This is a genomic window from Halomonas sp. LMYGS-3 (assembly GCF_059509875.1).
Genome location: NZ_JCAKFQ010000001.1, coordinates 137,917 through 158,457, shown reverse-complemented (window position 1 = coordinate 158,457; position 20,541 = coordinate 137,917). Strand labels below are relative to the sequence as shown.

The window sequence follows — 20,541 nt, the reverse complement described above, 5'->3', positions numbered from 1 at the left end:
GGACAAGGAGTCATTGATGACGCTCGACGTGGTGATTCTCGCGGCCGGACAGGGCACGCGGATGCGCTCGACGTTGCCCAAGGTGCTGCACCGGCTGGCCGGCAAGCCGATGGTGCGTCACGTGATCGACACCGCCCGAGGGCTCGCCGCCGATCGCACCCATGTGGTGATCGGCCACGGAGCCGGGCATGTGCGCGAGGCGCTGGCCGACGACGAAGTGCGCTTCGCCCTGCAGGCGGAGCAGAAGGGCACCGGGCACGCCGTCGCCCAGGCCCTCGACGGGCTCGGCCACGGCAAGGTGCTGGTACTCTATGGCGACGTGCCGCTGATCCGCCGCGAGACCCTGGCGAGCCTGCTCGAGGGCGTCGACGAGCAGCATTTGGGACTCCTGACCGTGACCCTCGACGAGCCCGGTGGCTACGGTCGTATCCTGCGCAACGCCGCGGGCGAGGCGGTGGCCATCGTCGAGCACAAGGACGCCTCCCAGGCCGAGCTCGCCATCCGCGAGTGCAACACCGGCATCATGGCCATGACCGCGGCCCAGCTCCGGCGCTGGCTGCCGCAGCTGTCGGCCGACAATGCCCAGGGCGAGTACTACCTGACCGATGTGATCGCCATGGCGGCAGCCGAGGGAGTGAGGATCGTCACCACCCAGCCGGCCAATCCGCTCGAGGTCGAGGGGGTCAACAACCGCGCCCAGATGGCCCGCCTGGAGCGGGCCCATCAGCGCGAGCTGGCCGATCACCTGATGGCCGAGGGCGTGGCGCTGCTCGACCCCGAGCGCCTCGACATCCGCGGAACCTTGACCTGTGGCCATGACGTGGAGATCGACGTGGGCTGCATCTTCGAGGGCGAGGTGGAACTGGGCGAGGGCGTCCGCATCGGCCCCCACTGCGTGATCCGCGACAGCCACATCGGTGCCGAGACACGGGTCGAGCCCCACAGCGTCATCGAGGGCGCGGTGGCGGCCGGCCACAACCGCATCGGCCCCTTCGCCCGGCTGCGCCCCGGTTCGCGGCTGGCGGTGGGGGCCAGGGTCGGCAACTTCGTCGAGACCAAGAACGCCGAGGTGGGCGAGGGCAGCAAGATCAACCACTTGAGCTATGTGGGCGATGCCTCCCTGGGGCGCGACGTCAACGTCGGCGCCGGCACCATCACCTGCAACTACGACGGCGCCAACAAGCACCGCACCGAGATCGGCGACGCGGCCTTCATCGGCTCCAACACCGCGCTGGTGGCGCCGGTCAGCGTCGGCAAGGGGGCCACCGTGGGCGCCGGTTCCACTATCAGCAAGGACGTGCCCGACAACGCCCTGGCGGTCTCCCGCGGTCGCCAGATCAGCAAGGCCGACTGGCCGCGGCCGACCAAGCGCCAGGAACCCTGAGGAGAACGTCTATGTGTGGAATCGTCGGTGCCGTTGCCGAGCGCAACGTCCAGGGCATCCTGCTCGAGGGACTCAAGCGGCTCGAGTATCGCGGCTACGATTCGGCGGGGATGGCCGTGCTCTCCCTCGAGGGAGGCCTGCAGCGATGCCGTACGGTAGGCAAGGTGGCGGCACTCGAGGCGCGGCTTGCGGGCGAACCGCTGTCCGGCCGCTGCGGTATCGCCCATACCCGCTGGGCCACCCATGGTCGGCCCACCGAGGAGAATGCCCACCCGCACCGGTCGGGTGAGCGCCTGGTGGTGGTACACAACGGCATCATCGAGAATCACGAGGCGCTGCGTCAGGAGCTCCGCGACGCCGGCTATGTCTTCGAGTCCCAGACCGATACCGAGGTGGTGGCCCACCTGGTGGACCGGGAGTACCGCCTCGGCGGCGGCCTGCTGGCCGCGGTGCAGCGGGTGCTGGCCCGGCTCGAGGGCGCCTATGCGCTGGCCGTGATGCACGTCGACGAGCCCGACGTGGTCGTCGGCGCCCGCAAGGGTAGCCCGCTGGTGGTGGGCGTGGGCATCGACGAGGCCTTCCTGGGCTCCGACCCCCTGGCCCTGCTGCAGGTCACCGACCGCTTCGTCTACCTGCAGGAGGGGGACGTGGTACGCCTCTCGTCGCGGGGCGGCGTTGCGGTGTTCGACGCCGCGGGGCAGGCGGTCGAGCGCGAGGCGCAGACCTTCGAGCACGGTGACGGGGCGGCCAGCAAGGGCGACTACCGTCACTTCATGCTCAAGGAGATCCATGAGCAGCCGGCGGTGATCGCCGCGGCCCTGGAGGGGCGCCTGGGGGAGCGGTCGGTGCTGGTGGAGAGCTTTGGCCCCGAGGCCGAGGCGCTGTTCGACCGGGTGCGCCAGGTCCATGTCGTTGCCTGCGGCACCAGCTATCACGCGGGCCTGGTGGCGCGCTACTGGCTCGAGCGTTTCGCGGGCGTCCCGGTGCAGGTCGAGGTCGCCTCGGAGTATCGCTACCGCCAGGTGGTGGTGCCCGACGGCACCCTGTTCGTGACGCTCTCCCAGTCGGGGGAGACCGCCGACACCCTGGCGGCGCTGCGCTTCGCCCGCGAGCGTGGATATCTCGCCAGCCTGGCGATCTGCAACGTGCCGGGCAGCTCCCTGGTACGCGAGTCCGACCTGACCCTGATGACCCAGGCCGGCCCCGAGATCGGCGTGGCCTCGACCAAGGCCTTCACCACCCAGCTCACCGCGCTGATGCTGTTGACCCTGGCACTGGGCCGGGTCAAGGGGCTGGACGAGGGGGTACAGGCCGAGCTGGTGGCCGCCCTGCGCGGCCTGCCCGGCCTGGTGGAGCGGGTCCTGGACCTCGATCCGCAGATCGAGGCGCTCTCCACCGCCTTCGCCGAGAAGCAGCATGCGCTCTTCCTGGGGCGCGGGGCGCACTTCCCCATCGCCCTGGAGGGGGCGCTCAAGCTCAAGGAGATCTCCTACATCCACGCCGAGGCCTACCCGGCCGGCGAGCTCAAGCACGGCCCGCTGGCGCTGGTGGACAGCGAGATGCCGGTCATCTCCGTCGCCCCCAACGACGAGTTGCTCGACAAGCTCAAGTCCAACCTCCAGGAGGTGCGGGCGCGGGGCGGCGAGCTGTTCGTCTTTGCCGACGAGCAGGTCAAGCTGGAGGAGGAGGAAGGCATCCGGGTACTGTGCCTGCCCCATGTCCACGAGGCGCTGGCGCCGATCCTCTACACTGTGCCGCTGCAACTGCTCAGCTACCATGTGGCGGTGCTCAAGGGCACCGATGTGGACCAGCCGCGCAACCTCGCCAAATCCGTGACCGTGGAGTAGCTCGGTGGCGGTGGGCCTTCCCCTGGAGGAACTCGGCCGGGGGGCCTCAGGGCTTCACCCAGCCCCGGGCGATCAGTGGCGCGAACAGCCAGTGGTAGAGGCGTCGCGCCACCCGGCGGTAGAAGGGCCGCACCAGCCAGTCGCGGCTGGCGCCCACCAGCAGGGCCATGCCGGCGGCCAGCAGGGCGGCACCCAGCATGTCCCGGGGGAAGTGGACGCCCAGGTGAACGCGGGCCAGCGCGACCGGCAGCGCCAGCAGCAGCAGGTAGCGCCCGAGGCGCCGGGTACCGGCGTGCAGCATCAGGCTGAAGGCCACGGTCAGCATGATGGTGAGGTGGTTGCTGGGAAAGGCCGGCGTCGGCGCGTGTTCCAGAAAGGTCTGGCCGACGGGCACCATGAAGGGGCGTGGCAGGGGCCACAGCAGGCCGATCAGCCCACTCGCCGCCAGCGCCAGCAGGGTGGCAAGGAAGGCTTCCAGCAGCGGTTCGCGCAGGCGGTCGCTGCCGCGCAGCCAGCCGATCACCAGCAGCGCCGGAATCATCCAGATCAGGTAGACCGCACCGATCTCGGCCACCAGCAGCCAGCGGGGGTCGGCATCGGGCGGGGCATTGAGCAGCTCGAACAGGGCGAGATTCAGGTTCGTCTCCATGGGCATCGCTGAGCGCCGGGTGGCGTTTCCCCCTTCCGTGAGGCGTATTGGCGCTCATGCTGCCAGCGGGTCCTCGGCGTTACCTTGCCTTTTTGTTACAGAAGAGTGATCGGTATGTCGGGACTGTATCTCGGATTGCCCATGTGGGCCAAGCAGGCGTGGCGTGGCACCCTCTATCCGCCCCATGGCGGCAATGCCGGCCTGCTCGAGGAGTACGCCCGGGTGTTTTCCACCGTCGAGGGCAATACCACCTTCTACAGCGGCGCGCCGCGTGCCGAGACGGTGGCGGACTGGGCGCGCCAGGCGCCGCCGGGTTTCCGCTTCTGCTTCAAGCTGCCGGCGGCCCTGACCCACGAGCGGCGCCTGGCCGGGGTCGAGGCCGACGTCGACGGCTTCCTCGAGGCCCTAGCTCCCCTGCACGATCGCCTCGGTCCGCTGATGGTCCAGTTGCCGAGGGATTTCGGGGTCGATGAGCTACCCCGGCTGGAAGCCCTGCTGTCGCGCTGGCCCACAGGCATTCCCTGTGCCGTGGAGGTGCGTCACAGGGAATTTTTCCACAAGGGGGCGGCCGAGATCGCCCTGAACCGATTGTTGATAACTCACGGCGCCGACCGGGTGATGCTCGATGTCCGGCCGCTCTTCGCCACGCCGGCCGGCGACCACCCTGGTCTGCTCAAGGCCCAGGGCGAGAAGCCGAAACGCCCATTACACGTGCTTTCCACGGGGGGGAGTCCGCTGGTGCGCTTCATCGGACACATCGACACCGGGCTCAACGAACGCTATTTCCAGCCCTGGATCGAACGCCTCGGCCTGTGGATAAAACAGGGGAAAACCCCTTTCCTGCTTGTGCATACGCCCGATAACCGGCAGGCGCCGGAACTCGCGCGGCGCCTCCATTCCCGCCTGGCCGAACACTGTTCGCTGCCGGCGCTTTCGCGCTTCCCCGGCGAGCGTCAGGAGGCGCTGTTCTGACGTCGCTACGCGGGAGTCGCGTCGCCCGCTCCGTCTTTCTCGTCCGACGGCTAGCCATCAAGCGTATGATCGGATAGTTTTATGGCCCTGCATGCCATTACCCATGGATATTCCCGGGATTTGCGCTAAACCTGTGCTTATCTCGCGGCATCCAGGCATGCAGCGCTCCCTGCTCCGGCCTCACCTGGCCTCGGCAGCGGCGCGCGACTTGGCGGTGATCCTGCCTGGATCCTGTCATGCTCTGGTCGGCGCCATGCGACCCATGGCGTCCTGGACGTGGCAACAACAAGCACAAGCCGTCATCGCATCCGACCGATCGATGGCGACACGCACAATCAGGGTGGAACATGTCGAAACTATCCCATGCACAGTGGTCATCCAAGATGGCCTTTATCCTGGCGGCCACCGGTTCGGCGGTGGGGCTGGGCAATATCTGGCGTTTCTCCTACATGGTCGGCGACAGCGGCGGTGCCGCCTTCGTGCTGGTCTACCTCGCCTGCGTGGCGGTGGTCGGCCTGCCGATCCTGGTCGCCGAGTGGCTGATCGGCCGCCGCGGCCAGAAGAATCCCGTCAATTCCATGCTCGAGCTGGCCGGCAAGAGCGGCCAGCCACGAGCCTGGGCGTTGCTGGGGGTCAGCGGAGTGCTGGCGGCCTTCCTGATCCTCTCCTTCTACAGCGTGATCGGCGGCTGGTCGCTCTCCTATACCCTGAATTCGGTCACCGGCACCTTCACCGGTCAGGACGCCGATGGCGTGGGGGCCATCTTCGGTAACCTGCTGGCCAGCCCCGGCGTGCTGCTGCTGTGGCATACGGCCTTCATGGCGCTGGTGGTGTGGATCGTCGCACGAGGCGTGACCAAGGGCCTGGAGGGAGCGGTGCGCACCCTGATGCCGGCCCTGGTGGTGCTGATGCTGATCCTGGTCGGCTACGGCATGACCACCGGTCACTTCGGCGAGGCGCTGGCCTTCATGTTCCGCCCCGACTGGAGTGCCCTCACCGGCGGCGTGGTACTGGCCGCCATGGGCCAGGCCTTCTTCACCCTGTCGCTGGGCATGGGCATCATGATGGCCTACGGCTCCTACCTGGGCGAGGACGTCAACCTGCTCGGCACCGCACGCACGGTGATCATCCTGGACACCGTCATCGCGCTGCTGGCGGGGCTGGCGATCTTCCCCATCGTGTTCGCCAACGGGTTGAGTGCCGGCGAAGGCCCGGGGCTGATCTTCGTCACCCTGCCGCTGGCCTTCGGCAACATGACCGGAGGCACCCTGCTCGGCCTGATGTTCTTCCTCCTGCTCACCTTCGCGGCCCTGACCTCGGCGATCTCGCTGCTCGAGCCGGTGGTGGAGTTCGTCGAGGAGCGCACCCCGTTGACCCGGGTGGTGGCCACCCTGGCCGGCGGCGTGGCGGTCTGGGCGCTGGGTATCGCGGCGCTGATGTCGTTCAACGTCTGGGACGTGCCGGTGCTGTTCGGCCTCAACGTCTTCGATCTGCTGGACACCTTCACCAGCAAGATCCTGCTGCCGCTGACCGGCCTGGGGGCGATCGTCTTCGTCGCCTGGTGCCTGGATCGCCGCAGTGTGGCCGCCGAGCTGAATATCGAGGGGGGGGTCGAGAAACTCTGGCACCTGGTGGCGCGCTATGTCGCGCCCATCGGGGTGATCCTGGTGTTCGTCTCCAGCCTGTGAGTCATTGCCGATGTGCCGGGGGCGAAGCCCCCTCCGAGCCCCGCGGGAGCGGGGCTCGCTGCGTCTAGAAGCGTCCTCGGCCCGCGGCGGGCCGGGGCGTTCAGTGCATCTCGTCCTCGGGCGGTTCGTCCTCGGGCAACTGGGCGATGTCCCGGGATAGTCGCTTGAACTCGTTGTGCAACTCGATGCCACGGCGGGCACGGAGGTTGCGCTGGGCGGCGGTCCGTGAGCGCTGCTCGTGTTCGGCGACCTGCATGCTCATGAAGATGTCGAGAAGTTCACTCTTCAGGGAGGATAACCGTTCGACATTGCGCATGATCGACTCTCCTGTCTGCAGTGAAAGTGCCGGCTTCAGGGACGCTGCGCGACACTGCATTTCTTACTATATCGCACTTGACAGAATGATGACGACGTGAGGCGATTGGTGGCAACGCCAGGCCTTCGCGGCGATTGCCGGGCCGAATCCCCGGGCGGCGCGCATCGATCCCCGGCTTGGGGCATACTGTGTCCATGAACCAGCCACCGTTTGCGTCGCTTCATCCCCGGGGTGCGGCGACCTACAAGCAAGGAGTTTCGCGTGAGCCGTGCCCTGTTCGATGAGATGAGGCGTCGCATGGAGCACTTCCGCCGCTCCGAGCAGAAGGTCGCGCGCTTCGTGCTGCGCAACCCCGAGGAAGTCATCCACATGCGCATCGTCGATCTGGCTACCGAGGCCAAGGTCAGCGAGCCCACCGTGGTACGCTTCTGCCGGGCGCTCGGCTGCAACGGCTTTCAGGACTTCAAGCTCAAGCTCGCCCAGATGCTTGCCACCGGCAGCCAGTTCGCCCAGTTCTCGATGAACGACAGCGACTCGGTGGCGGAATTCTCCCACAGCATCTTCGACTCCACCGTGGGCACCCTGCTGTCGGTGCGCGACCGGCTCGACAACGAGGCGTTGAGCCGGGCGATCAACGCCCTGGCCATGGCCAACCGCGTCGAGTTCTACGGCTTCGGCGCCTCCGGGGCGGTGGCCTTCGACGCCCAGCACAAGTTCTTTCGCCTGCAGATCTCCACCGCCGCCTACGCCGACCCGCACATGCAGAACATGTCGGCGGTGACGCTCAACGATGGCGACGTGGTGGTGGCCATCTCCCAGACCGGCCGCACCCGCGCCCTGGTGGCCAGCGTGCGCCTGGCCCGCGAGGCCGGCGCCACGGTGATCGGCCTGTGTCCCAGCGGGTCGCCGCTGGCCGAGGAGGTCACCCTGCCGCTCTACATCGACGTCCACGAGGACACCGAGATCTACACCCCGATGAGTTCGCGCATCGCCCACCTGGTGCTGGTCGACGTGCTCGCCGTGGGCGTGGCCAAGACCCGCGGCCCCAGGCTCGCCGAACAGCTCAAGGCGGTGAAGAAGAGCCTGACGCCGTTGAGGTTTCCCGAGCAGGAAGGCAAGCCATAGCCACCTGAAGACGCGGCTTACCCGGCCACAGGTCTATGCGGAGGCGCTGTGAACCCATCCTTGGGCGCTACATTCGTCATCCCTGACGAATGACCTCCGCTTCGACCTGTCCCCGGCGCCGCTCGCCTCGATGATTGGACTGGTTGATATGCTAAGCTGAGCGTCCATTTTTCTACCCGCAGTAGCCCCCGATATGGACGACGTCACGGCGATCCTCGATCAGTTGAACCCCGCCCAGCGCGAGGCGGTCAGCGCCCCCCAGGGCAACATGCTGGTGCTGGCCGGCGCCGGTTCGGGCAAGACCCGGGTGCTGGTGCATCGCATCGCCTGGCTGATGCAGGCCGAGGGGCTCTCCCCCTATGCGGTGCTCGCCGTGACCTTCACCAACAAGGCGGCTCGCGAGATGCGCACCCGCCTCGAGGCGCTGCTGGGCCTGTCGCTGCGCAACGTCTGGGTCGGCACCTTCCACTCCATCGCCCACCGCCTGCTGCGTACCCACTGGCAGGATGCGCGGCTACCGCAGCACTTCCAGATCATCGACTCGGACGACCAGTTGCGGCTGATCAAGCGCCTGCTCAAGGATCACCGCGTCGACGACGAACGCTTCCCGCCGCGCCAGGTGCAATCGTTCATCTCCGGCTGCAAGGAGGAGGGACTGCGCCCGCACCAGGTGGATGCCCACGGCGACGCCTACATGAGCCAGATGGTCGAGCTCTACGAGCGCTACCAGCTGACCTGCGAGCGCGGCGGACTGGTCGACTTCGGCGAACTGCTGCTCAGGAGCCTGGAACTCCTGCGCGACAACCCCGCGCTGCTCGCCCACTATCAGGAGCGCTTCGCCCATGTGCTGGTCGACGAGTTCCAGGACACCAACACCCTGCAGTACGCCTGGCTCAAGCTGCTCACCGGCATGCACACACCGATGACGGTGGTCGGCGACGACGACCAGTCGATCTATGGCTGGCGCGGCGCTCGGGTCGAGAACATCCGGCGCTTCGAACAGGAGTTCCGCGACACCCGCACCGTGCGCCTGGAGCAGAACTACCGCTCCACCAGCGCCATCCTCGACGCCGCCAATGCGCTGATCAGCCACAACGCCTCGCGCATGGGCAAGGAGCTGTGGACGGCCGGTGCCCGCGGCGAGCCGATCTCCGTTTACAGCGGCTTCAATGATCTCGATGAGGCACGCTTCATCGTCGACACGATCAAGGAGAAGGTGAACGAGGGCCATAGCCGCCGCGAGATCGCGATCCTCTACCGCTCCAACGCCCAGTCCCGGGTGCTCGAGGAGACCCTGATCCGCCAGGGGGTACCCTACCGCATCTACGGCGGCCAGCGCTTCTACGAGCGCCTCGAGATCAAGAACGCCCTGGCCTACCTGCGATTGCTGCTCAACCGCGACGACGACGCCTCGCTCGAGCGAGTGATCAATGTGCCGGCCCGGGGCATCGGCACCCGCACCGTGGAACTCCTGCGCGAGCGGGCGCGCCTGACCGGTGTCCCGCTGTGGCAGGCGCTGCACGACGGCATCAGCGACGGTTCGCTCAGGGGCCGTGCCGGCTCGGCGGTCAAGGCCTTCGCCGACCTGATCGAGCGGCTCGACAACGACACCGCCGGCCTCGCGCTGCACGAGATCATCGACCACGTGAATGAGGCCTCGGGGCTGGTCGAGCACCACCGCAGCGAGAAGGGCGAGAAGGGCCAGGCGAGGGTCGAGAACCTCGAGGAACTGGTCACGGCGGCCCGCGCCTTCACCCAGGGCGAGGCCCTGGACCCGCCCGTGGCCGGCGAGGGGGCCGTGGCGCTGGAGGGCTTCCTCGCCGAGGCGGCGCTCAACGCCGGCGACCACGAGGCCGACGACTTCGAGGACTGCGTGCAGCTGATGACCCTGCACTCGGCCAAGGGGCTGGAGTTCCCGGTGGTGTTCATCGCCGGGGTCGAGGAGGGGCTGTTCCCGCACAAGATGTCCATGGAAGAACCGGGGCGCCTCGAGGAGGAGCGCCGGCTCTGCTACGTGGGCCTGACCCGTGCCATGCGCAAGCTCTACCTGACCCATGCCGAGCTGCGCCGCCTGCACGGCAAGGAGACCTTCCAGCGGCCGTCGCGCTTCCTGCGCGAGATCCCCGACGAGTTCCTGGAGGAGGTGCGTCTGCGTGGCCAGATCTCGCGGCCGCTGACCGCCGGCCGGCCGGCGGTGGGGCTGTCGCGCCAGACCTCGGTGAACGGTGGCGGTGACCTGCCCAGCCTGAGCCTGGGCCAACGCGTCCGGCATCCGGTGTTCGGTGAGGGGGTGATCCTCAACGCCGAGGGTGAGGGCGAGCGCGCCCGGGTCCAGGTCAGCTTCGAGGGCGAGGGCGACAAGTGGCTGGTGCTGGGCTTCGCCAAGCTGACGCCGCTGTAGGAGCCTGTCGGACTTAACGCTGATCTACTACGAAACCCGACCTTTCGGCCAATTTCATTCGATCTGATTCGTTAAATAGCGGGCTATTCGCCTCATCAGATCGATAAACTTGTCTCGAAATTCGTGTTTCTCGCGACGATCGGTCAAGTCCGACAGGCTCCTAGGCGCCGAGCGAGTTTCCGTTGACGTCCACGTCAAAGGGCCATGCTTGCCGGGCAATTCAGCAATGAAGCATACTCACTGGCGGACATACCGCGCTTCGGGAAGCGCTGCTGCATCTCTCGTGACTTGAACCAGCGGCTCCCGGCATGAGCGTGGATCAGAACAATCACCAGGAGTCACGCTCGCCATGCAACGCCGTCTCTTTCTCAAGAACAGCCTCAAGACCGTGGGTGTCGGTGCCGCCGGTGTCGTCGCCGCCCCCTTCGTTTCCACCGCCAAGGCCCAGGAGACCATCACCTGGGACATGGTGACCTCCTGGCCGAAGAACTTCCCCGCCCTGGGCACCGGCGCCAACGATTTTGCCGAGCGCATCGAGAAGCTCTCCAACGGTCGCATGCGCATTCGCGTGCACGGGGCCGGCGAGCTGGTACCGGCGCTGGAGGTGTTCGATGCAGTGGCCGCCGGTACCGCCGAGATGGGCCACTCCGCTGCCTACTACTGGCGCGGCAAGGTCGCGGCCTCCCAGTTCTTCACCGCCGTGCCCTTCGGCATGAACACCACCGAGACCAATGCCTGGCTCTACCATGGGGGCGGCCAGGAGCTGTGGGACGAGGTCTACGCCAAGCACAACCTGAAGCCGTTCCCGGTGGGCAACACCGGTACCCAGATGGCCGGCTGGTTCAAGCGGGAGGTGAACTCGCTCGCCGACATGCAGGGCCTCAAGCTGCGGCTGCCGGGGCTGGCCGGCGAAGCGATGAACGGCATCGGGGTGACCACGGTGAACATGCCCGGTGGCGAGATCTTCACCTCGATGCAGACCGGGGTGCTCGACGCCGCCGACTGGGTCGGTCCCTACAACGACCTGGCCTTCGGCCTGCACCAGGTGGCCGACTACTACTACACCACGGTGTGGAACGAGCCCAGCGCCATCCTCGAGGGGACCGTCAACCTGGATGCCTGGAACGCCCTGCCGGACGACCTCAAGGACGTGGTGCGCGAAGCCGCCAAGGCCTCGAACCTGGCGATGATCAGCGAGTTTGCCTATCGCAACTCCCAGGCCCTGGATACCCTGGTCAACGAGCACGGCGTGCAGCTGCGGACCTTCCCCGATGACGTCATGGCGGCGCTCTACGAGTCCGCCAGGGAGGTCATCCAGGCACAGGTCGACAGCGACCCGGATTCGGCCAAGGTCTACGAGTCCTACCTGGCCTTCCAGCGCCTGGTGCGACCCTTCAGCGACATCGGCGAATACGCCTACCTGAAAGGTCGCGAAGCGGTAGGGGGCTGATCCGCGACTCGACGGACGCGGTCATGGGCGCCCCGGTGGCGCCCATGATCGTTATGGAGAATGACCGTCATGGAGAGAGGCTCAGCCGTTCTGGCGGACGGCGCGGATGCGGCCGTTGTCGTCCAGGGCCACCATCACGAAGCGGGCCTCGGTGACCTTGTGCAACTCGTCCGGGTCGCGTTCCTGGGGGGAGCGGATCCATACCTCCACGTCGATCTTGATCGAACTGTGGCCGATCTCGCGCACCGCGGTGAAGATATTGACCATGGAGCCGACCCGTACCGGGCAGAGGAAGTCCATGGCCTCGATGGCCACGGTGGCGGTGCGGCCATGTGCCTCGCGGCCGGCAGTCAGCTCGGCGGCCTGGTCCATGTGGGCCACCAGCCAGCCTCCGGCGATGTCGCCATGGAGATTGGTATCCTGGCGACTGGCCAGCAGCTTGAGGGTCAGCTGGCCCTGGGGGGCGGGTACATCATCGAGTTCAGTCATGATGGAGTGTCTGCCTGACTTGTTGTTGTGACATCTTGTCGTGAAATTCCATGGGCCTGTTGCCGGGGGCGGTGGCAGGCCGGTCGACAGCGGCATGGTATACGCTGGGGCTGCTCCGCCACCAGCATTGCGATGTCATGACTCGGGCGTGGGGGCGTTTCTCGGGAGGCAGCATGCAACGATGCGGGAAGGCACGACGCCGCTGGCTGGGGGCCCTGGTACTGATCCTGGCGATGCCCGCCGCCCTGGCCGACGAGGTGGCGGGCACCCTGGGTACGGTCGGTTCGGACACCCTGGCGGGCTTGATGCTGCGCTGGGGAGAACGGCTCACCGAGCGTCATCCTGGCATCCGACTGCAGCTGCAGGCCAGCGGCTCCGCCAGCGCTCCCCCGGCGCTGATCGCCGGCTCGACGCGGCTGGGCCCCATGTCCCGTGCCATGTCCGATGCCGAGCGCCGTGATTTCGTCGCGCGCCACGGCTATCCACCGGTGGAGATCGAGGTCGCACGGGATGCCCTGGTGGTCGTGGTGCATCGCCATAACCCCCTGGAGAGCCTGCGTCTCGCCGAGGTGGATGCGATCTTCTCGGATACCCGTCGCTGCGGCGGCGAGCATGGCATCACCCACTGGCGCGAGCTGGGCATCGAGCGGCCGGGCGGGCGGCTCGCACTGCACGGTCGCAACGCCGCCTCGGGGACCTACGGGTTGTTCAAGCAGCGTGCGCTGTGCCACGGCGACTTCCGGATGCGCATCGACGAGCATGCCGGCTCGGCGGCGGTGGTGGCGGCGGTGACGGCGTCGCCGCGGGCGATCGGCTATGCCGGACGCAACCACCTCACCTCGGGGGTGCGCGCCCTGGCCCTGGCCGATGCCGGGGGCAAGGCGTTCCGGCCGGACCCCGAGCACGTTCGCCGGGGCGACTATCCCCTCTCCCGGACCCTCTATCTCTATCTCAACCTGCCGCCGGGCGAGACGCTTCCCGGCCCGGAGCGCGCCTTCATCGAGCTGGTCCTCTCGCCCGAAGGGCAGGAGACGGTGTCCGAGCTCGGCTTCATCGCGCTGCCTCAGGCCACCCTGGAGCGCCAGCGTCGACGGCTGGGCTTGCACGATGCCCCCTGACGCTGTCACGGGAGTGTCATGATTCTGTCGTATTTTGCTGGGGCAACTCCCCGAAGGCCGTGGCCATGAGCGACCCCTCACCGTCAATGCATCTGCGACAGCGCCTGCGCCGGGGCCGCGACCGTCTGGCGACCGCGCTGATCACCGCCGGCGGCATCGGGGTGGTGGCGGCGTTGCTGGCCATCGGGGTCTTCCTGGTGGTGGAAGTGATGCCGTTGTTCTGGCCCTCCCCGGCAGGAACGGCGCCCGAGGTGAGCTGGCAGGCGCTGTGGCTGCCGCAACCCTACGAGGGCTACGACGCGCCCCGACATCGCTGGCAGCCCACGGTGACCGCGGCGGTGGAACGGCCGCAATACGGCATGACCCCGCTCGCCTGGGGTACCCTCAAGGCGGCGGCCTGGGCGCTGGTGATCGCCGTGCCGCTGGCGCTGGGGGCGGCGATCCACTCCGCCATGTTCATGTCGCGGCGGCTGCGCAGCCGCATCAAGCCTACCCTGGAGCTGATGGAGGCACTGCCCGGGGTGGTGGTCGGCTTCATCGCCGGGCTGGTACTCGCCCCCTGGGTGGAGCGGCACCTGGCCGGGGCCCTGGCACTGGTGATGCTGCTGCCGCCGGGGGTGCTGATCGCCGGCTGGGGCTGGACGCGCCTGCCGATGGCGTTGCGCCGCGGTCTGCCGCTGGGTTGGGCCGGGCTCTGGCTGGTGCCCTGGCTGCTGCTGCTGGTGGCCGCGGCGCTGGCCCTCGCCCCCTGGCTGGAGGCCGGTTGGTTCGGCGGTGACCTGCGTGGCTGGCTGGAGACCCGCCTGGGGCTCGACTATGCCAGCCGCAACGCCATGATCGTCGGGCTGGCCATGGGCGTCGCGGTGATGCCCAGCGTCTATGCCCTCGCCGAGGACGCGCTCTCCGGCGTACCGGGAAGCCTCGGCGAAGGGGCCCAGGCGCTGGGTGCGACCCGCTGGCAGACCCTGTGGAAGGTGATGCTGCCCGCGGCCAGCCCCGGGATCTTCTCGGCGGTGATGATCGGCGCCGGTCGGGCGGTGGGCGAGACCATGATCGTGCTGATGGCCAGCGGCAATACCGCGCTGATGACCCTGAGCCCCTTCGATGGCATGCGCTCGATGGCTGCCAGCATCGCCATCGAGCTGCCCGAGGCCGCCCCCGGCGGTACTCACTACCGGTTGCTGCTGTTCGCGGCGCTTGTACTGTTCGTCTTCACCTTCCTGGTCAATACCCTGGCGGAGGTGGTACGCGTCCGGCTACGGCGTCGCTACCGGCGACTGGGGGGCGCGCCATGATGCCCCACGACCCGCCTCGCGCCCGCCGGGCGCGAGGTGAGGGGCCCTGGCCCTGGCTGGCAGCGGGCAGCGTGGCGCTTTCGTTGCTGATGCTGAGTGCCCTGCTGCTGCTGTTGGCCGTGCGCGGCCTGGGCCACTTCTGGCCGGCACCGGTGGCGCTGGTGGAGCTCGAGAATGGCCGCTGGCTGGCCGGCGAGGCGGTGAAGGAGGAGCGGCTGCCCGGGCAGGCGGGACGCGAGCGGCTCTATCGCACCGCCAACCGCGACCTGGATGGCGGCATCTGGACCTGGGTGGCGCTGGACGAGATCGCCGGGGTGAGCCATCCGGATGCGCTGGTGGTGCTGGAGCGCCGCCGCTGGGGGCAGTTCATCGGCCGGCTGCTGGCGGTGGAGCGCGAGGGTCGGGTGCTCGGTGAGGGCGGTACGGCCTGGCCGATCCTCCAGGCGCGTCTCGTCGAGCTCGAGGCGCTGCGCGAGGAACAGGCCAGGCTGCGCCGGGAGACGATCCTGCCGCTGGCGGCGCGTCTGGTGGCCGGGCCCGATGCCGAGGCGAGTCGTAGGCTGGCCCGCGCCAATGCCCGGCTGCGCGAGCTCCAGGCCGCGATGGGGAATGATCGCCTGGCGCTGGAGAGCGCCGATGGCCGGCGGCTCACGCAGCCACTGGTCGACGTGATGAGCGCTCGGCGGCCCAATGCCATGTCACCGCTCGACAAGCTCGGCGCCTGGGGCCGGGGCGTCTGGCGCTTTCTCTCCGAGGGGCCACGGGCCGCCAATACCGCCGGCGGCGTGTGGCCGGCGATCTTCGGCACCGTGCTGATGGTGCTGCTGATGTCGGTGCTGGTCACGCCCTTCGGCGTGCTCGCGGCGATCTACCTCAACGAGGTGGCCTACCAGGGGCGCCTCACCCGGCTGGTGCGCATCGCCGTGCGCAACCTGGCCGGCGTGCCCTCCATCGTCTATGGCGTCTTCGGCCTCGGGGTGTTCGTCTATGGTATCGGCGGTTCGCTGGACGAATGGTTCTTCGAGGACTCGCTGCCGTCGCCCACCTTCGGTACCGGTGGGCTGCTGTGGGCCTCGCTGACCCTGGCGCTGTTGACCCTGCCGGTGGTGATCGTGGCCACCGAGGAGGGGCTGGCGCGGATTCCCGATCACCAGCGCGAGGGCGCCCTGGCCCTCGGCGCCACCCGCCTGGAGATGCTCACCCGGGTGGTGCTGCCGATGGCCACGCCGGCGATGCTTACCGGGGTGATCCTGGCGGTGGCCCGGGCCGCCGGCGAGGTGGCACCGCTGATGCTGGTGGGGGTGGCCAAGCTGGCGCCCCAGGTGCCGGTGGACGGCGACTTCCCCTTCCTGCATCTTGAACGGAAGTTCATGCACCTGGGTTACCACATCTACGACGTCGCCTTCCACGGCGGCGATGTCCAGGCCGCGCTGCCGCTGGTCTATGCCACGGCGCTGCTGCTGGTGCTGGTGATCCTGGTGCTTAACCTGACTGCAATATTTCTGCGTCATCATCTGAAGGTGCGTCATGGGGCCTTGCCGCGCCATTGAGCGCCCTGGTGCCGGGAGGAGTGACCTCGATGTCCGTGTTTCCGCAGCCGCGAGCGCCGATCCTCGCCTTCGACCGCGAGGCCAGTTGCCTGGAGATCGAGGGCCTGAGTCTCGCCTACGGCGACAAGCCGGCGCTGCGGGATCTCACACTGCGGGTGCCGCGACATCGGGTGACGGCCTTCATCGGACCCTCGGGCTGCGGCAAGTCGACCCTGCTGCGCGCCCTCAATCGCCTCCATGACCTCAACGAGGAGGTGGAGCGGCAGGGGCGCATCCTGCTCGAGGGTGACGACATCCACGCCCCCGAGGTGGCGGTGGCCGAGCTGCGGCGGCGGGTGGGCATGGTGTTCCAGGTGCCCAATCCCTTCCCGATGTCGATCTACGACAACGTGGCCTTCGGCCTGCGCCTGCTTGGGGGGCTGCGCCGGCGACAGATGGACGACGTGGTCGAGTGGGCGTTGACCTCGGCGGCGCTGTGGCACGAGGTGAAGGATCGTCTACGGGCTTCCGCCTGGTCGCTCTCGGGCGGCCAGCAGCAACGCCTGGTGATCGCCCGGACCCTGGCGGTGAAGCCCGAGGTACTGCTGCTCGACGAGCCGGCCTCGGCGTTGGACCCCATCTCGACGCTGAAGATCGAGGAGCTGATCCGTAACCTGAAGTCGCAGCTGACCCTGGTGTTGGTCACCCACAACATGCAGCAGGCGGCGCGGGTCTCTGACTACACCGCCTTCCTGCAGGAGGGCGAGCTGGTGGAGTATGGCCCCACCGACGAGCTGTTCACCAACCCGCGCCTGCGGCGCACCGAGAACTACATCACCGGGCGCATGGCCTGACGCCCTGCCCCGAGGAGAGCCTCATGGACATTACCAGCGATACCCACAGCCAGCATATCTCCCGGCAGTTCAACCAGGAGCTCGAGGAGCTCAAGACCCGCCTGATGGCCATGGGCGGCCTGGTGGAGAAGCAGGTCCAGGACGCGGTCACGGCGCTGCTCGACGGCGATACCCGCCTGGCCGAGCGGGTGATCGACAGCGACCATCAGGTCAACGAGATGCAGATCCGCCTCGACGAGGAGTGCACCCGGGTGCTGGCCCGTCGCCAGCCGGCGGCGTCCGACCTGCGCCTGGTACTGGCGGTGATCCGTGCGGCCTCGGATCTCGAGCGCATCGGCGACGAGGCCAGCAAGATCGCCCGCAACGCCATCGGCCTGGTGGAGGCCAACAACGGCTCCCGCGGCTTCGTCGAGGTGAGGTTGATCAGCGAGCACGTGCGCAAGATGGTGCGCGATGCCCTGACCTCCTTCGCCCGCTTCGATACCGAGCTGGCCCTCAAGGTGGTCCACGAGGACGAGCAGGTGGACAGCGAGTATCAGAGCGCCATGCGTGCGCTGATGACCTTCATGATGGAGGACGCCCGCGCGATCTCGCCGGTGCTCAGCGTGATGTGGATCCTGCGCGCCCTGGAGCGCATCGGCGACCATGCCAACAACCTGGCCGAGTACGTGGTCTACCTGGTCAAGGGGCTCGATATCCGTCATACCGACCCGGACGAGCTCGACGAGCAGTCGCTGACCCGCAAGGGTTGACCCGCGCCGCCGATTAGCCGTCAATGCAACAGGCCACCGCCTCCGGGCGGTGGCCTGTTGCATTGCATTGTCGAATGCGCTGCCTTCCTCGAGGGTTTCCCATGCTCGATGCCTTCTCGGCCCTTTCCCGCGGTACCCGGTTGGTCTATGGTCGCGGCCTGCGTCGCTATGTGTTCGTGCCCATCGCCGTCAACCTGCTGGTCTATGCGGCCATGCTGCGCTATGTGCTGGCCAACTTCGCTGGCTGGCTCGACGGCTGGATGGCCATGGTGCCGGGGTGGCTGGCGTGGCTCGAATGGCTGATCTGGCCGCTGTTCGTGATCGGCCTGGTGCTGATCGTGTTCTTCACCTTCACCCTGGTGACCCACCTGATCGCCGCCCCCTTCTACGGCTTCCTGGCGGCGAAGGTGGAGGTGGTTGCCACCGGGCGACCGCCGCTGGACGACCGCGGCCTGGCGAGGACCGCCGTCGACGCCCTGGGGCGCGAGCTGGTCAAGCTGGTCTATATCCTGCCGCGCATGGCGCTGCTGTTCGTGATCAGTTGGATCCCGCTGATCAACCTGATCGCCCCGCTGCTGTGGATCGCCTTCTCGGCCTGGATCATGGCCATCACCTATCTCGACTATCCCATGGACAACAACAAGGTCGGTTTCGCCGACATGCGTCGCCGCCTGGCCTCCCGCTGGTGGCCAACGTTGAGCTACGGTGGTTGGGTGACCCTGATCACCTGGATCCCGCTGGCCAACCTCTTCCTGCTGCCCGGGGCCGTCGCCGGTGCGGTGCTGATGTGGGAGCGCCACTACCGCGGCCTGGAGTCGATTCCGAGCGGGCGCTGATGGGGCCATGAGGGGGCTGCTATGCTGTAGGCGAACTCATCGTTCGGCCGAGAAGGAAACCGTCTCATGTCGCTTCGTGCTTCCCTGCCGCTCGCCGCCGGCCTGGTCTTCTCCGTCACCGCCATGGCCCATGACTACCGCCTGGGCGACGTACGCGTCAGCCATCCCTTCGCCACGCCGGCGCCGCCCAGCATTCCCCATGCCGCAGCCTATGTGGATATCCAGGTGGAAGGGAGAGAGCACGCCGTGCTGGTGGGGGCCCGTACGCCCGCCAGCGAGTCGGTGGAGTTGCATGACATGGCCATGGCCGATGGCGTGATGCAGATGCGGCGAGTCGAACGGATCGAGATCCCGGCCGGGACCCTCCAGACCATGCGGCCGGGTAGCGGCTACCATCTGATGCTGATGAACCTCGTCACCCCGCTCAACGAGGGCGAACGCTTCCCGTTGACCCTGGAGTTCGCCGAGCGCGGGGAGATCGAGGTAGAGGTCTGGGTGCAGAGTGCCCGGGAGGGCCGCCGCGACGCCGACGATCACCACCACTGAGGCGAGCGCATGGTCCCGGGAGCTTTCCCGGAAGGGGCGCGCAACGAGAGGGGCCCGCGATCGCTCGCGGGCCCCTCCGTGTCTGTCTGGCGCGCCCGGCAGGACTTGAACCTGCGACCCTCGGCTTCGGAGGCCGATACTCTATCCAGCTGAGCTACGGGCGCTTGTGGCTCGAGACGCGGCGTCATCGAGCGGTCCACATCCTACCCGGCTGCCCCTCTCCTGTCCAGCAGGAGCCTCGGGGCCCCGCGGCGATACGGCCAAAGACGTTGGCCGCGGCATTTTCCAGCCGAATGCGTTGCCGGTATACTGTCGCCCATTGTGCGCGTCAGGGCGTCCCTCGGCTGTCGTGATGCCGTTCGCGACGTCGCCACGGGCAGATTCGATTACAGGACCGTCAAGAGGTGGTGAGAGTGAAATCCAGCAAGCTGATCATGGGGGGCCTGGCCGCCCTGGGGCTGAGCGCAGGCGTGGCCTCCGCCCAGGCCGAGGTGGACCGTGATGCCATCGCCGAGCGTCTCAAACCGGTGGGCGAGCTGTGCCTGCAGGGCGAGGAGTGCGGTACCGCGGCCGCGGCGGCCGCCGAGCCAGCCGCCGCCAATGGCATCGACGGCGAAGCCATCTACAACCGCGTCTGCATGGCCTGCCACGAGTCCGGTGCCGCCGGCGCCCCGGTACGCGGCGATGCCGACGCCTGGGCCGAGCGTGTCGATCAGGGGTTCGCCACCCTGTTGGATCACTCCATCAACGGTATCGGTGCCATGCCGCCACGGGGCGGCAACCCGAATCTCAGCGACGCAGAGATGGAGGCCGTGACCGCCTACCTGCTCGAGCCGGTGATGGACGTGCCGGAAGTGGGTGGCGAGGAGGTCGCTGCAGAGGAAGCCGTGACCGAAGAGGGCCCAGCGGAGGAAGAGGCCGAAGCCCCGGCCGTGGCCGCTGACGAAGCCGTCGAAGAAGCCGCAGGCGACGAGCCGGCCCATGCCGGCATCGACGGCGAGGCGATCTACAACCAGGCCTGCATGGCCTGCCACATGACCGGTGCCGCCGGCGCTCCGCGTCGTGGCGAAGCCGGTGAATGGGAGGGTCGCATCGATCAGGACATCGAAACGCTCTACGACCACGCCATCAACGGTATCGGTGCCATGCCGCCCAAGGGGGGCAATACCAGCCTCTCCGACGACGAGGTCCGTGCCGCGACCGACTTCCTCGTCGAGCCGGTGCTGTAGCTTCCGGCCACGGGGAAGCGAGCGGGGCGCCTTCGGGCGCCCCGCTCGCGTTGTTTCGCGC

The 20,541-nt window shown here is 68.0% G+C and carries 18 protein-coding genes and 1 tRNA gene; 15 read left to right on the top strand and 4 right to left on the bottom strand.

Annotated features, from left to right (window positions below):
- The first annotated feature begins 16 nt into the window (after positions 1–16).
- Both glmU and glmS read left to right on the top strand, forming a co-directional pair.
- The gene (gene glmU / locus AC5W54_RS00765; protein WP_495960157.1) at positions 17–1,384 is read left to right on the top strand and encodes a bifunctional UDP-N-acetylglucosamine diphosphorylase/glucosamine-1-phosphate N-acetyltransferase GlmU; all 1,368 of its coding nucleotides are present in this window, start codon (positions 17–19) and stop codon (positions 1,382–1,384) included.
- Between the two features lie 11 nt (positions 1,385–1,395).
- Positions 1,396–3,231 carry a glutamine--fructose-6-phosphate transaminase (isomerizing) gene (glmS, locus tag AC5W54_RS00760; RefSeq protein ID WP_495960156.1) on the top strand — a complete coding sequence of 612 codons (1,836 nt, stop codon included), beginning with the start codon at positions 1,396–1,398 and terminating at the stop codon, positions 3,229–3,231.
- 46 nt (positions 3,232–3,277) lie between these two features.
- Here the strand turns inward: glmS and AC5W54_RS00755 are convergent, their stop codons facing one another.
- Positions 3,278–3,880, bottom strand: coding sequence for a phosphatase PAP2 family protein (locus AC5W54_RS00755; protein WP_495960155.1), 603 nt, complete (start codon positions 3,878–3,880; stop codon positions 3,278–3,280).
- Positions 3,881–3,994: 114 nt separating this feature from the next.
- Between AC5W54_RS00755 and AC5W54_RS00750 the strand changes: the two genes are divergently transcribed.
- Positions 3,995–4,852: a DUF72 domain-containing protein gene (locus AC5W54_RS00750; RefSeq protein WP_495960154.1), complete on the top strand. Its 858-nt coding sequence runs from the start codon at positions 3,995–3,997 to the stop codon at positions 4,850–4,852.
- 347 nt (positions 4,853–5,199) lie between these two features.
- Entirely contained in the window at positions 5,200–6,540 is a 1,341-nt protein-coding gene (locus AC5W54_RS00745; RefSeq protein WP_495960153.1) for a sodium-dependent transporter, read from the top strand.
- A 100-nt stretch (positions 6,541–6,640) separates the two neighbouring features.
- Here the strand turns inward: AC5W54_RS00745 and AC5W54_RS00740 are convergent, their stop codons facing one another.
- Entirely contained in the window at positions 6,641–6,856 is a 216-nt protein-coding gene (locus AC5W54_RS00740; protein WP_495960152.1) for a PA3496 family putative envelope integrity protein, read from the bottom strand.
- A 261-nt stretch (positions 6,857–7,117) separates the two neighbouring features.
- Here AC5W54_RS00740 and hexR point away from each other — a divergent pair, with 261 nt between their 5' ends.
- The 3 genes from hexR (at position 7,118) to AC5W54_RS00725 (ending at position 11,832) form a co-directional block, all read left to right on the top strand.
- Positions 7,118–7,981, top strand: a complete 864-nt coding sequence (hexR, locus tag AC5W54_RS00735) for a transcriptional regulator HexR (RefSeq protein WP_495960151.1) — start codon at positions 7,118–7,120, stop codon at positions 7,979–7,981.
- Between the two features lie 193 nt (positions 7,982–8,174).
- The gene (gene uvrD, locus AC5W54_RS00730; RefSeq protein ID WP_495960150.1) at positions 8,175–10,382 is read left to right on the top strand and encodes a DNA helicase II; all 2,208 of its coding nucleotides are present in this window, start codon (positions 8,175–8,177) and stop codon (positions 10,380–10,382) included.
- 349 nt (positions 10,383–10,731) lie between these two features.
- Positions 10,732–11,832, top strand: a complete 1,101-nt coding sequence (locus tag AC5W54_RS00725; protein WP_495960149.1) for a TRAP transporter substrate-binding protein — start codon at positions 10,732–10,734, stop codon at positions 11,830–11,832.
- An 81-nt stretch (positions 11,833–11,913) separates the two neighbouring features.
- On the opposite strand, the gene AC5W54_RS00720 is transcribed toward AC5W54_RS00725, so the two are convergent.
- Positions 11,914–12,321, bottom strand: a complete 408-nt coding sequence (locus AC5W54_RS00720) for an acyl-CoA thioesterase (RefSeq protein ID WP_495960148.1) — start codon at positions 12,319–12,321, stop codon at positions 11,914–11,916.
- 173 nt (positions 12,322–12,494) lie between these two features.
- Between AC5W54_RS00720 and AC5W54_RS00715 the strand changes: the two genes are divergently transcribed.
- From AC5W54_RS00715 to AC5W54_RS00685, 7 genes are all read left to right on the top strand, one after another.
- Entirely contained in the window at positions 12,495–13,439 is a 945-nt protein-coding gene (locus tag AC5W54_RS00715) for a PstS family phosphate ABC transporter substrate-binding protein (protein ID WP_495960147.1), read from the top strand.
- 65 nt (positions 13,440–13,504) lie between these two features.
- A complete protein-coding gene (locus tag AC5W54_RS00710) occupies positions 13,505–14,734 on the top strand; it encodes an ABC transporter permease subunit (protein ID WP_495960146.1) in 1,230 nt (409 codons plus the stop codon).
- Positions 14,731–16,284: a phosphate ABC transporter permease PstA gene (pstA, locus tag AC5W54_RS00705; protein WP_495960145.1), complete on the top strand. Its 1,554-nt coding sequence runs from the start codon at positions 14,731–14,733 to the stop codon at positions 16,282–16,284. The genes AC5W54_RS00710 and pstA overlap by 4 nt, the downstream gene beginning before the upstream one ends.
- Positions 16,285–16,313: 29 nt before the next feature.
- Positions 16,314–17,117: a phosphate ABC transporter ATP-binding protein PstB gene (gene pstB, locus AC5W54_RS00700; protein WP_495960144.1), complete on the top strand. Its 804-nt coding sequence runs from the start codon at positions 16,314–16,316 to the stop codon at positions 17,115–17,117.
- A gap of 23 nt (positions 17,118–17,140) precedes the next feature.
- On the top strand, positions 17,141–17,869 hold the full coding sequence (gene phoU, locus AC5W54_RS00695; protein ID WP_495960143.1) for a phosphate signaling complex protein PhoU: 729 nt from the start codon (positions 17,141–17,143) through the stop codon (positions 17,867–17,869).
- A 101-nt stretch (positions 17,870–17,970) separates the two neighbouring features.
- A complete protein-coding gene (gene cysZ, locus AC5W54_RS00690) occupies positions 17,971–18,705 on the top strand; it encodes a sulfate transporter CysZ (RefSeq protein ID WP_495960142.1) in 735 nt (244 codons plus the stop codon).
- A 66-nt stretch (positions 18,706–18,771) separates the two neighbouring features.
- Positions 18,772–19,251 (top strand): copper chaperone PCu(A)C, encoded by a 480-nt coding sequence (locus AC5W54_RS00685; protein ID WP_495960141.1) that lies wholly within the window; start codon positions 18,772–18,774, stop codon positions 19,249–19,251.
- 87 nt (positions 19,252–19,338) lie between these two features.
- Here AC5W54_RS00685 and AC5W54_RS00680 read toward each other — a convergent pair.
- Positions 19,339–19,415 (bottom strand) — tRNA-Arg (locus AC5W54_RS00680).
- A 249-nt stretch (positions 19,416–19,664) separates the two neighbouring features.
- On the opposite strand from AC5W54_RS00680, the gene AC5W54_RS00675 reads away from it, so the two are divergent.
- Positions 19,665–20,480: a c-type cytochrome gene (locus AC5W54_RS00675; RefSeq protein ID WP_495960140.1), complete on the top strand. Its 816-nt coding sequence runs from the start codon at positions 19,665–19,667 to the stop codon at positions 20,478–20,480.
- The last annotated feature ends 61 nt before the right edge of the window (positions 20,481–20,541 follow it).